This window comes from Acidimicrobiia bacterium, assembly GCA_018057765.1.
Lineage (GTDB): Bacteria > Actinomycetota > Acidimicrobiia > IMCC26256 > JAGPDB01 > JAGPDB01.
The window spans coordinates 201,788-214,045 of record JAGPDB010000001.1 but is presented as its reverse complement, the minus strand read 5'-3'; the positions used below and the strand labels follow the sequence as shown (position 1 = coordinate 214,045).

General features: G+C 34.7%; 14 protein-coding genes and 1 tRNA gene. 9 read left to right on the top strand and 6 right to left on the bottom strand.

Annotated elements, in window-relative coordinates; all coding sequences use genetic code 11:
• Nucleotides 1-12: 12 nt before the first annotated feature.
• On the top strand, nucleotides 13-801 hold the full coding sequence (locus KBF89_01135) for a histidinol-phosphatase (GenBank protein ID MBP9114932.1): 789 nt from the start codon (nucleotides 13-15) through the stop codon (nucleotides 799-801).
• A gap of 2 nt (nucleotides 802-803) precedes the next feature.
• Here the strand turns inward: KBF89_01135 and KBF89_01130 are convergent, their stop codons facing one another.
• The 4 genes from KBF89_01130 to KBF89_01115 all read right to left on the bottom strand — a co-directional run bounded on the left by KBF89_01130 (nucleotide 804) and on the right by KBF89_01115 (nucleotide 4,792).
• A complete protein-coding gene (locus KBF89_01130) occupies nucleotides 804-1,481 on the bottom strand; it encodes a tetratricopeptide repeat protein (protein MBP9114931.1) in 678 nt (225 codons plus the stop codon).
• A 106-nt stretch (nucleotides 1,482-1,587) separates the two neighbouring features.
• On the bottom strand, nucleotides 1,588-3,012 hold the full coding sequence (locus KBF89_01125; protein MBP9114930.1) for a GGDEF domain-containing protein: 1,425 nt from the start codon (nucleotides 3,010-3,012) through the stop codon (nucleotides 1,588-1,590).
• 76 nt (nucleotides 3,013-3,088) lie between these two features.
• Nucleotides 3,089-4,546 carry an FMN-binding glutamate synthase family protein gene (locus KBF89_01120; GenBank protein ID MBP9114929.1) on the bottom strand — a complete coding sequence of 486 codons (1,458 nt, stop codon included), beginning with the start codon at nucleotides 4,544-4,546 and terminating at the stop codon, nucleotides 3,089-3,091.
• A 51-nt stretch (nucleotides 4,547-4,597) separates the two neighbouring features.
• Nucleotides 4,598-4,792, bottom strand: coding sequence for a hypothetical protein (locus KBF89_01115; GenBank protein MBP9114928.1), 195 nt, complete (start codon nucleotides 4,790-4,792; stop codon nucleotides 4,598-4,600).
• A gap of 210 nt (nucleotides 4,793-5,002) precedes the next feature.
• Here KBF89_01115 and KBF89_01110 point away from each other — a divergent pair, with 210 nt between their 5' ends.
• The 6 genes from KBF89_01110 (at nucleotide 5,003) to KBF89_01085 (ending at nucleotide 9,452) form a co-directional block, all read left to right on the top strand.
• The gene (locus KBF89_01110) at nucleotides 5,003-5,422 is read left to right on the top strand and encodes a transcriptional repressor (protein MBP9114927.1); all 420 of its coding nucleotides are present in this window, start codon (nucleotides 5,003-5,005) and stop codon (nucleotides 5,420-5,422) included.
• Between the two features lie 21 nt (nucleotides 5,423-5,443).
• Complete coding sequence (locus tag KBF89_01105; protein MBP9114926.1) at nucleotides 5,444-5,866, top strand: rubrerythrin family protein; 423 nt, start codon at nucleotides 5,444-5,446, stop codon at nucleotides 5,864-5,866.
• Between the two features lie 170 nt (nucleotides 5,867-6,036).
• Entirely contained in the window at nucleotides 6,037-7,359 is a 1,323-nt protein-coding gene (locus tag KBF89_01100; GenBank protein ID MBP9114925.1) for a Fe-S oxidoreductase, read from the top strand.
• A gap of 153 nt (nucleotides 7,360-7,512) precedes the next feature.
• Nucleotides 7,513-8,094, top strand: a complete 582-nt coding sequence (locus KBF89_01095) for a DUF3501 family protein (protein MBP9114924.1) — start codon at nucleotides 7,513-7,515, stop codon at nucleotides 8,092-8,094.
• Between the two features lie 4 nt (nucleotides 8,095-8,098).
• Nucleotides 8,099-8,566 (top strand): dUTP diphosphatase, encoded by a 468-nt coding sequence (gene dut, locus KBF89_01090; GenBank protein ID MBP9114923.1) that lies wholly within the window; start codon nucleotides 8,099-8,101, stop codon nucleotides 8,564-8,566.
• A 19-nt stretch (nucleotides 8,567-8,585) separates the two neighbouring features.
• Nucleotides 8,586-9,452, top strand: a complete 867-nt coding sequence (locus KBF89_01085) for a hypothetical protein (GenBank protein MBP9114922.1) — start codon at nucleotides 8,586-8,588, stop codon at nucleotides 9,450-9,452.
• A 6-nt stretch (nucleotides 9,453-9,458) separates the two neighbouring features.
• Here KBF89_01085 and KBF89_01080 read toward each other — a convergent pair.
• A tRNA-Gly gene (locus tag KBF89_01080) sits at nucleotides 9,459-9,535 on the bottom strand.
• A gap of 210 nt (nucleotides 9,536-9,745) precedes the next feature.
• On the opposite strand from KBF89_01080, the gene KBF89_01075 reads away from it, so the two are divergent.
• Together KBF89_01075 and KBF89_01070 are read left to right on the top strand one after the other, a co-directional pair.
• Nucleotides 9,746-10,435: a DsbA family protein gene (locus tag KBF89_01075; protein ID MBP9114921.1), complete on the top strand. Its 690-nt coding sequence runs from the start codon at nucleotides 9,746-9,748 to the stop codon at nucleotides 10,433-10,435.
• Between the two features lie 28 nt (nucleotides 10,436-10,463).
• Entirely contained in the window at nucleotides 10,464-11,096 is a 633-nt protein-coding gene (locus tag KBF89_01070; protein MBP9114920.1) for a LysE family translocator, read from the top strand.
• Nucleotides 11,097-11,111: 15 nt separating this feature from the next.
• On the opposite strand, the gene KBF89_01065 is transcribed toward KBF89_01070, so the two are convergent.
• Nucleotides 11,112-12,215: a glycosyltransferase family 4 protein gene (locus KBF89_01065; GenBank protein ID MBP9114919.1), complete on the bottom strand. Its 1,104-nt coding sequence runs from the start codon at nucleotides 12,213-12,215 to the stop codon at nucleotides 11,112-11,114.
• Nucleotides 12,216-12,258: the final 43 nt, after the last annotated feature.

The window sequence follows — 12,258 nt, the reverse complement described above, 5'->3', positions numbered from 1 at the left end:
TAGAATGTTGTAATGGCTAGCGAGAAAATCAAATATCAAAAAGAATTCGATTTCATATCCCAACTATGTGATGAAATAGATAAATTTACACTAAAGAGATTTAAAGATAGAGATTTTTCTGTAATGACAAAAGATGATATGTCGCCAGTGACGGAAGTCGATCGTGAAACTGAAATTAAGATTCGTGATGCAATCCTTGACATTTTTCCAGATGATAAAATAGAGGGTGAAGAATTTGGCAAAGAGATTCATTCTCAGTCGCGTACATGGATTATTGACCCGATTGATGGAACTAAAAATTTTTTGAGAGGTGTACCGGTCTGGGGAACATTGATTGCTTTTTGCGTCGATGATATTCCAATGGCTGGAACCGCATCTGCTCCCAGTCTTCATAGAAGATGGATGGGTTTAAAAAATGGTGGAGCCTTTGTTAATGGAGAAAGTATATCGGTAAGTAAAACATCTAAACTCGAAGATGTACAAGCTAGTTATGGCGATGTTACAGGGTTCGAAAAAGCTGGTTATCCAGAATCTCTAAATAATCTTAATAAATTCATATGGCGGGCAAGAGGTATGGGAGATTTTTGGTCGCATATGTTAGTGGCAGAAGGTGCCATAGATTTAGGATTGGACACTCATGTACAGCCTTATGATGTTGCACCTTTAAAATTAATTGTTGAAGAAGCAGGCGGACGTACAACTTCATTTGATGGTAAAGATTCTTTTAGAGAACCAACATTCGTTTCAACAAACGGCTTAATTCATGATGAAATAATAAAAATAATTATTTCTGGTAAGTAGTCTTAATTAGAATTACGATCAGTTAGTTTCATCAGATTGTTGCCAGCTTGGTCAAATTCATTTGATGCCTGTCTATAAAACTTTTCGGCTACTTCGTTCTTTCCTATTAATGTATTGCAGTCACCCAAACTTAAAGCAGATTCAGCCATCCCATTTAATTCAGAAAGTTCTTCCCATTTGTTCCTTGCTGAACTGAGCAATTCAGTAGCATGTTCAATTTTATCTATGTGCATATATATATGAGCAAGATCCATTTCGACGCACGCTGTATTTCTCAATTCGTTTAGATCAAAAAACTCATCTTTTGCAGCTAATAAATGTTTAGTCGCATCTGATGGATTTAGTATTTCATTATTTTCCCATGAATTGCGGTATAGCTTTCCTAAATCATAGTGAGCACATGCAGAATGAAATCTATTATCTAATGAAAAAGTTGAAATAAGATCTCTATATAAAACTGAAGTAAATACCAAATCGTTTATTAATAATACAACTGAGAAAAGTTCTAAACGTGAAATACTTGAAATCTCTAAATTATTTGCCGATGCGCCAGCACGCCAAGCATGGGCATATGTTTTTGAAGCAGATCTCATATCTCCATTTGCTTCAGTCTCACGTGCTGATTTAAGTATAAATCCACCAAAATCTACAGTATCATTATTGAAAAATGTTTCGCTCAAATCATTCCTTAGGTATATGTTACCTATAATATTAAACCATTTCGCGTTATTCGTCTAGTGCGTCATATTCGTACTACTTTTTATCCAATTAATATTAACTTAACTCTTAACTCGCTGTTATAAGACGGTTTTTACCTTCTCGTTTTGCCTGGTAGAGTGCAGAATCAGCAGCTTTTATAGTCTCATTAATCTCCCTGTGAGGCCAATGAACACTCATACCTATAGAAAGGGTAGTCTCATATATTTGTTTTTCTTGCCACATTTTAATGAGACGGTTTAAAATCTGCGGAGCCCCTGATTTAGCACCTTTTAGTAAAATTATAAATTCATCACCACCTAATCGGGCACATAAATCTGGTACACGAATTTGTTCCTGGAAGAATGTTCCAACGGATTTTAATAATTCATCGCCTGCATCATGGCCAAATCTATCGTTAGTAGATTTTAAGCCATCAATATCAATCATGGCTAGTACATCACCAGGTTCCATTGTGGATATCATCATATCCGCATAACGTCTATTTCCGATATTTGTTAATTTATCTCTTTGGCTCTCATCGAGTAAACGTTCAACAGCTCTTCTATCACTTTGTGTTTTTACAGCATTTTCTAATGCTCTACCAGCTTGATCAGCTAATAGTTCTAATGCAGCAGAATCATTATCTGTTATTTTCTTGTTTGCTGCTGACTGTACTATCAATGCCGCGCTATATCTGGAATTAAACCAGATTGGTGCAGATGCAATATCATTTTGCTGTGAATTATTATGACTCTTTGCTGATTCAATAACCACTCTTCTCAATGATGATGCCTTTTCAGCATATAGTAACAAATCATTAATTTTAACGCCATCTTCGACAATTTTACTTCTACGATCGAAGGAAACAATAGCAGCAGAAATATATCCTAATTGTTTTGTTACAGAGACAATATTGCGTATAACTTCTTCAGGCTCACGGGTGTGAAATTCTCGTGAGAATTTTGTAATTGTTGTCATAACGTCGGCTCTATTTTTGGCGATATCTAATTTTTTCAAAAGTGGAATATAGTTGGAATGCACAATGAATCCAAAACATGCTAAAGACAATGCTAATAATATAGAAATTAATGTCGTATTCTTACTTTCGTTGTATAAATAATTTGATGCCGTACATGAAATGATTATTAATGTGAAAAAGATCCAAAAATATGACCTGTTGTTTTCTATACTAATACAAAATAATGTTAAAAATGAATATACGACAGCTATGGTAAATGCTTCTAAATCTTTCGGGTTAGTTGAATTAATAATTGTTAAAGATATTAATGAACAGGATAATAATGCAGAAACAGATAAAGATATGATTCCTGTTTTTATATTTTTTAATATAGATTCAAATATCTGCCATGCAAATAGCGCAGTAGATATTAAGATTATGGCGCCAGAAGATTTATAAAAATCAGGAATGAAACTGCTTAAAAGCGACATCATGAAAATGATAGCTGTGGCACCAAGCCTTGTCGTACGCGAGTTCTCTAATATAGTTTTCACCTATATTATATCGACACAAATTTATCGTAAAATTATAGGCAATATGGCCTATAAAGTAGAAATACCGGTGAAAAAATTATTCTGTCCTATTTGCACTATTTTGTTGTGCGTTAATGATTTCGATGTCTTTATCTGTGAATTCACCAGGATGAGCTAAACCGCATGCGTGAGAAAGCGTAGCAAGTTGTTGTCTCATCTCTATGAGATAATTAGCACACCTAAGTGCACTACGATCAATGTTCAGTCCTCTATTCAGCCAATGATTAGATGTGGCAACTCCCGTTGGGCAATGGCCAGTATGGCATCTAAGTGCTTGAATGCAACCTATCGAAAGCATAGATTCACGTGCAACATTAATCATGTCGACACCTAAAGTAAAGGCTCTAACTGCACGGCTGGGTAATCCAAGTCGACCAGAACCAATAAATGTTAAGTCTTTTATTAAATCATTCTCTTCAAAAATATTATAAACCCTTGGAAAACCTATCATAAATGGTAATGAAACATGATCTGTAAAGGTTAACGGGCCTGCACCTGTTCCACCTTCTCCACCATCTATGGTCAAAAAGTCAATTCCTCTACTTGGATCTTGGGACATTTTAAATGCTAATTCTTGAAAAAATGATATATCGCCAACAGCAGATTTAATACCAACAGGTAAACCAGTTAAGGAACTAATTCTTTCAACGAAATCTAGCATTTCGTCAGCATTTGAAAATGCACTATGTCTCGCTGGTGAATGGCAATCCTGCCCCATTTTGATACCGCGTATTTCCGCTATTTCTTTAGTGATTTTAGATGCAGGTAATATACCGCCTAAACCTGCTTTAGCGCCTTGGCTTAATTTTATTTCAATTGCTTTTATCGTAGGATTTTTTCCAACAGTTTCTAAAAATTTTTCTTCACTAAAAGTACCGTCAAGATTTCTAGCACCAAAATATCCTGTTCCAATTTGCCAAATTAAATCACCTCCATTTTGATGATATGGGCTAATAGATCCTTCACCAGTCGACTGCATAACTCCAGCTATTTTTGCACCTTTATTTAATGCGGTGACTGCTGAAGGACCAAGTGCGCCATAGCTCATTCCTGAAATATTGAATATAGAATTTGGTCTAAATTTCTTTTCGCGATTTCTATATTCACCAATAATTTTTTTAGATGGTAAATTCCAATCTGGCCCAACACCTGTAGCGCTATCTTTGTCTGGTATAAATGGGAATGTTGATTGTTTGATTATTATATAATTTGATGTATTGTCTAAATCTTGATCTGTACCAAAGCCAAAGTTGGTATTTTGTTTCTTGGCTGTTGAGTAAATCATCCTACGCTGATCTCTTGAAAAAGGTCTTTCTGAATCATTATCAGTGATTAGGTATTGTCTGATTTCTGGACCAACTTTTTCAAGGAGAAATCTTAAATGGCCAATAATGGGGAAGTTGCGTGTGACTGTATGTTTATTTTGAATTAGATCATAAATAGCTATAATTAATAAAAATACTAAAATGCCTATAAGTATATAATTAAATTCCATTTAAAAATTATAGACTTTGTATAGTTATCACATGTGTTCTGGCAGACTATTTTATTTTTCGTCAATTTTCCTGATACAGATTATTTCAGATGTTTTAAAGCTTGCTAAGCGTGTTGACCAAGATGAAAGTCGCATAGTATGCCCATCAGAAGCAAAGAAAGTCGTTAAAGGCCCTTCAAGTTCATATCCGTCAGCTAAGTCGATTGTTTCATATTTGTTGTCTGTGAGTGTTATTTGGAAAGTCATATCTTGATTATCCCATGAAGACTTTGTGGATCACAAGTACCTCTTTATGTGGATTTTCTGTGGCTTATTTCAACAAATGTCCATTATAAGGTTTTTGGCTTGTGGACAGATAAACCAATGAATGCTATTTGGAGCCTAAATATCTTTGTTAAATATTATTGGAAATTTACACTTGTTGACAATGATTGTTAATAGTGATATATTGTTGATATGCAATCAGTTATTGAACTCGTGAGTTTATTAAGAAGTGGCGGTGGACGTATTACTCCACAACGCGTAGCTGTTTTAGAGGCTATTTCTGGTAACCACAGTCATCCTACAATTGATGAGATCTTCGCAAAAGTATCAAAAGATCAGCCAACACTATCTTTAAAGACTGTTTATCAGATAGTCAGCGATTTAGATACGCTTGGAGCTATTAATTTAATAGATTTGGGGATGGGGCAACTAAGAGTAGATCCATACGTTGAAGATGATCATGACCACTTTGTCTGCTCCGAATGTAAATCAGTCTATGATGTTTTAAGAAACGAAGATTATATAAATAATAAAATATCAGAATATGGAAAAATTGATAAAACCGAAGTGATTTATAAAGGGATTTGTAAGTCATGTGCGAAAAGAATGTAAATAAACAACAAAGGAGAGAAGATGACCCTAAAAGGAACATCAACAGAAGAAAACTTAAAAGAAGCATTTGCTGGAGAAAGCCAAGCAAATAGAAGGTATCTGTATTTTGCCCAGAAAGCTGATGTAGAAGGATACCCAGATGTTGCAGCAGTATTTCGTTCAACAGCAGAAGGTGAGACTGGGCATGCTTTTGGCCATTTTGACTTTTTAGCAGAGGATTGTGGAGACCCAGCTACTGGAGAACCTGTTGGTTCATCAGAAGATAATCTTAAATCTGCAGTAGTAGGTGAAACTTATGAATACAGTGAGATGTACCCTGGTTTTGCAAAAACCGCAAGAGATGAAGGTTTTGACGAAGTGGCAGAATGGTTCGAAACATTAGCGCGCGCCGAAACAAGCCATGCTGGTCGTTTTGCGAAAGCATTAGAAAACTTAGACGCATAAACTAATTATTAATACTGGGCGAAGTGGAAAATTTAGTTTTCCACTTTGTTCAGAAAATATATAGGTCTTAGTCGTGTTGCTTAAATAGCTAAATTGTAATTGCGTTTATTTAAGAACGATCGATGCTCACAATAGCTAATTATAGGTAAAATTAAAATATAAGGAAACAGATGACAACTTCATTATATGATCCACTAGATGATCTATATTTCGATAAAGCAGACTTAAAAAAAGAATTAGATCAAACATTTCATCAATGTGCCGACTGTCGACTTTGCATTAAATATTGTTATAGCTTCAAATCATTATTTCAAATGGTAGATGAAATTCATGAAGGTGATTCATCAGCTATAACTCAAAAAGAGAATGACCGAATAGTCAATGAATGCTTCCAATGTAAACTTTGCTACACGAATTGTCCTTATAATCCAGAAACCGATACAGAATGGAATATAGATTTTCCTCGTTTAATGTTACGTGCATTATCTATAATGAATCAAGACGGTAAAACAACGCGTTCCGCAAAACTTCTTGCTAAGACAGATATGCAAGGAAAACTAGTAACAAAAGTTGCACCTATCTTTAATAAAACAAATGAGATAAAACCAGTGCGAGTTATCATAGAAAAAGCAACGGGTATTTCCAAAGAAAGACTTTTACCTACATTTACATTTACTAAATTTTCTAGTTGGTTTAAAAAACGTACAAGCAATATTACTAATAAGCGTGATGTGAAAGTTGCTTTATTTCCAACGTGTTTAGTTGAATATCAAAACCCTGATATAGGTAAAGCCGTTGTTGGTGTATACGAAAAAAATGGGATTGAATGTACATTGCCAAAAGGTCAGGTATGTTGTGGGATGCCACATCTTGATGCAGGAGATACAAAAAGTTTTACAAAAAATGCAAAAAAGAATGTTGAGATATTATCAAAAGCAATCGATGAAGGATACGATATTGTTGTTCCTCAACCAACTTGTGGTTACGTTTTGAAAAAAGATTACATCGACTATCTAGGTTCAAAAGATGCTCAAAAAGTGGCGGATAATACTTATGATGTAAGTGAATATTTGATGAAGCAACATAAAATCAGTCCATTAAATAAGGATTTTGATGGTCAAACATTTGACACAATCACATGGCACCAACCATGTCACTATGGAGCACAAAATATGGGCCCGCAATCGTCATTATTGATGAAACTTACTGGCGCAAAAGTGGAAATGACGACGCGTTGCTCTGCAATAGATGGCACGTGGGGTCTAAGAAAAGAAAATGTCTCTATGGCTAGAAAAATAGCAAAACCACTTATGGATTTTGTCAATAAAAAAGAATCAAACTTAGTTGCAGGAGATTGCAATTTAGCAAATACTGCAATTGAGGAAGGTACAGGTCGTTTGCCCGTACATCCCATACAAGTGCTTAATGCGGCTTATGGAAATGAAATGTTTAACGGAGAAGTGAAAGCTACAAAAAAAAGAGAAGAAGAATGATGTTAACGCTAGATGATATTAAAGATGGAGGAATGGCTTTAGGTTATTCCGAGTGTAGTTAAGGAAAAGAGAAATTATGTTAACGCTAGATGATATTAAAGATGGAGGAATGGCTTTAGGTTATTCCGAGTGTAGTTAAGGAAAAGAGAAATTATGTTAACGCTAGATGATATTAAAGATGTAAGAGCCTATGAGAAAGAGCGAGAAGAATTTCGTAAAAATATTATAGCTATCAAAAAGATAAGACGGATTCATGTAGGTAAATTCTTAACATTCATGTTCGAGAATAAGGAAACAATGCGTTTTCAAATTCAAGAAATGGCAAGAGCAGAAAAACTTTATACAGATGAAAAAATAGAAGGTGAGTTAAAGGTTTATAATGATTTAATCCCTTCTCGCAATATATTAAAATCTACGATGTTTATTGAATTAACAAATGAATCTCAGTTGAGGGAATGGCTCCCTAAACTTGCAGGAATACAGAAATATATTCAGATTAATTTTGGTGATGAAACTGTAAAAGCATATGAACTTGACGAAGAACGGTTGACACGTGATGATGAAGCGACTTCTGCTGTTCACTATATATTCTTTGAATTTCCTGATGATCAAAGAGAAAAATTCTTAAAATGTGATAATGAGATAAGCTTGAGCATCAATCATCCTCAGTATACACATACTGCTATTTTAAGTACTGCATCAATCGCACAACTTAAAAATGATTTAGTAGAATAATTTCATGTCAGATATATTATTAACAACAACAGAAACAACAATAACGATTCCAGTGCGTAAACTAAATGAGAGTGTAAACCTGCCAAAGGCTCAGAATCGTGGTGATGCGGGATATGATCTACAAAGTGCGGCTGATCTGATTATAAAACCTGGTGAGAGGGCACTTGTTCCAACTGGTATAGCAATTGCCATTCCCATAGGTTATGCAGGTTTTGTTCAACCAAGAAGTGGCTTAGCAATAAAGAATGGTATTGGCGTCCTAAATAGTCCAGGGTTGATAGATTCTGGATATCGTGATGAATTAAAGGTTATATTAATAAATACGGATCAAAGTAATACTTTCGAAATAAAAAAAGGTGACAGGATCGCTCAGCTCGTCATCCAGAAATATGAGAGTGTCAATTGGAATGTTGTGGACGATTTAGAAGATTCAGATAGAGGCACTGGCGGGTTCGGCTCCACAGGAGTATAATTTTTGCTAGTCTATAGTCATGATAGTTTCCGCCCCTGCATCTAGTGCCAATATTGGTCCTGGTTTTGATTCTTTAGGTTTAGCAGTCGATGTAAATTTTTCAATAGCATTAAATGAACAACCAAGAGGTGGTTTCTGGGAACCAGCAAAGGAATCTCACCCGGCAATAGTTGCATACAAAAAAGCCGGTGGTGTAACAGAACTTAAAAATATTTGGTTGCAAAGCCATATACCTTATGCTCGTGGAATGGGTTTTTCTGGTGCAACTAGAGTCGCTGGCGCATATAGCGCATTAATACAAAATGGAGAAGATGAAATCAATGCTCGCGATTTAGCATTTCGCATTGCAGGTGATTTAGAAGGTCATGATGATAATGCCGCTCCAAGCGCGTACGGTGGTTTTTGTGTAACCGTTGGTGGACATGTAATTAGATTTGATTGTAAACCAGAAGAGCAGGGTTTAAATTTAGTAATTTTTAGACCTGATGTAACAACTTCAACTAAAGAATCTAGAACTATATTGCCTAATGAATTTCCTAAGATCCAAGTAGTTGAAAATATCGGCAATGTTGCAATGTTAGTCGCAATGTTGGCTGGCAATACTTTTAATGATGAAGTTTTAAAAATTGTAACTGAAGATAATATTCACCAGCCCTCAAGATTGGCTGCATGTATACCTTCAAAGCTCGCATACGATCGTTTTAGATCTCTAGAGTGTTCTGGAACTTGGCTTTCAGGTTCGGGGCCTAGCGTTGCAGCTTTTGTCGATGATGATAAATTAGATGAAACATTAGAAGAAATTAAAAAAGTTGAATATGGATGCTCATTTCAAGTATCAAAACTAGATGTTTCTCAAGACGGGGTTCGAATAGTAGTGCCTGAATAGGCTTAATGGAGCGGACTACGGGATTCGAACCCGCGACCTTCACCTTGGCAAGGTGACGCTCTACCAGACTGAGCCAAGTCCGCATTTTTTGATTGGATCAAAAACTTGAAAAGTTATCTTACTTCGAAAAACAACTATATTTCTAAGCGAGCACAGATATAAATAAAAGATTTATTTATCAGATAGTCAAATTGACCATATTTGAGAAACTTATCAACAGCTTATCATGTTACATCATATATACATTCGCATACGTGTGAGATAAAACAGAGTATATATTGTAAGATATTTTCATGAAAATTAGATTTTACATTGATCCTATTTGTCCTTGGTGCTGGATTACATCACGTTGGATGACTCAAGTAGCAACTCAGAGAGATCTAGAAATTGAATTCTGTTCATTTTCCCTTGCAGCAAAAAATGATGTGTTAGATGATACAAGCGAAGATGGATATGGTCCTGCTGCGCGTATGACTCATGGCCTATTAAGAGTAATTGAAAAAATTAAACAGGATTGTGGCGAACAAGCAAATGATTTGGTTGCAAAATTTTATACTGAGATCGGGAAACGTCTACATGTTGAGTCGTCTAAAAATACAGATTGGCTAGTAGATGTATTAGTCGAAATTGGTTTAGACAAAACATATGCTAAAGCAGAGAATGATAAGAGTTACGATATTGCAATAAAGAAATCCATAGAACTTGCATTGGAAACTGTAGGTGATGATGTTGGTGTTCCTATCATGATTCTTGAAACACCTGAAGGAGATCGAGGATTTTTTGGTCCAGTAATTTCAGAACTTCCAACTATGCAAGATAGTCTTAAATTATATGATGGTATTTCTACAATGATTTCACTAAATGCCTTTTATGAATTGAAACGAACTCGTGAAGTTGGACCAGATGTTCAGTCTACGGCTTTGTTATTTCCCGATACTTCATCAGAAATTTCTGGTGAAGGTGATGCCTGCCCTATTTTTTAATTTTTCTTTGTTGAACTAAACTATATTAATGGCTCATTACATTTTATTTGCAACTACAGCTTTAATTGCTGTATCTATACCTGGACCTGACTTTCTTCTAGTCTTGAGGACATCACTAAGGAATGGTAAACGTGAAGCTGTTTTTAGCGCGATTGGTATTGGTGCAGGTCTTATAGTGCATGGTACTGCTGCTACATTCGGACTTTCTGCTCTATTGTTAAAATCAGCAAGGGCATTCGAAATAGTTAAATGGATAGGTGCTAGTTATTTAATATTTCTAGCTATTCAATTATCTGTTGATCTTTTTAAAAATAAAAATATAGAAGAGCCGGAGAATACTAAAGCTATAAAAACGTATTCTGCAAAGAAATATATACTTAGAGGTTTTTTAACAAATGTACTAAATGTAAAAGCAGCCTTATATTTCGTAGCTATCGTGCCACAGTTTGTTGTTGGACAGAAAAATATTGGCCCGCAACTCATTGCATTATCTATCATTCAAGTAGTTGTCGCTATTATTTGGTTTTCAATTTTAGCAATTAGTGTGAATAAATTAGGTGGATTTTTGAAACGAAGGATAGTTCAAAGATGGCTAGATGGTGCAAGTGCGACAATATTTTTAGGTTTGGCTTATAAACTTACTTCTACAAGCAGAAGCTAGAAGTTAAGTAAAATACTAATTAGTTTGAGACAGAGCATTATATATTTCAATAATGGGTTCAATTGTATATTTAAGATCAGTAGTTTTCTCAATTGATTTTTCAATTAATTTAGGATCAACTTTTCCTTCTTTAATCTTATTTAACCAATCGATTAATGCTTTAGATAATGATTGAGGATCAAGTATCGGGACGGATATTCCATTAGTTCCATCGAGTATCTTTTTAGCAACACCAACTTTTGTCATTACTACGGGTTTTCCAAATTTTAAAGCATCAATCAGAACAAGTGGAACAGTTTCAAAGATTGAAGCTAATACAAATAAATCGCTGGCTGCTAGTAAGTTATCTGGATTATTGATATTTCCATACAGATGAATGCTATTTTCAAGTTTAATCTTTTTTAATAATTCTTGATATTTAACAGTACTTTTATAAGTACTATGACCAGCTATGATCAATTTAGCATTTGGAATTTTTTCAACAACTAATTTAAAACTTCTAATTAAGGTAGTGAAATCTTTTTGTCTTGTATATCGGCTCAGTGAAATGCAAAGGGGATCATCGTGCTTTATATAAAAATGATCACGTGTAAGGTCTCTAATATTATTAGCTGAAATAATATCCTTCTTTAATATGGTCTTACCAACGGGGAGGATGGTAGTTATGTCTATTCTATTATTAGTAAACTTTCTTGCGTAGCTTTCAGCATATTCAGAAGGACAAATTATATAATCAACTTTTTTAAGAATTATGGATTCAATTCTATATTTAATAAAAAATTTGTACCCATCGATTCTTTGCACTGCAAAGTTGTGAAGAGTCATAACAACTGGTATTTTACTTTTAGCTAATTTTCTCGCACGCAAAGCAATGAGTGCCGCTATAATTCCATGCGCATGTAACACTTCAAAATCGTTGATTAGTTTCTTTACTTCTTTAGAGCAAGAATATAGTGAGAGTGGTTTAGATAATCTAGGAATTGGATAACAATAATCTTCTTTGCATAAGCCATTCATAGCGCCAACAGGAGCAATTATAGATGATGTGATTTTATTACGTTTAAGTATTGTATTTAAAGAATCCACATGTTGATGTATTGCGTCACTTGATCTTCCCATTATTTGTAGAACTCGCATATTTCCTCAACTCAATGAAAGATTA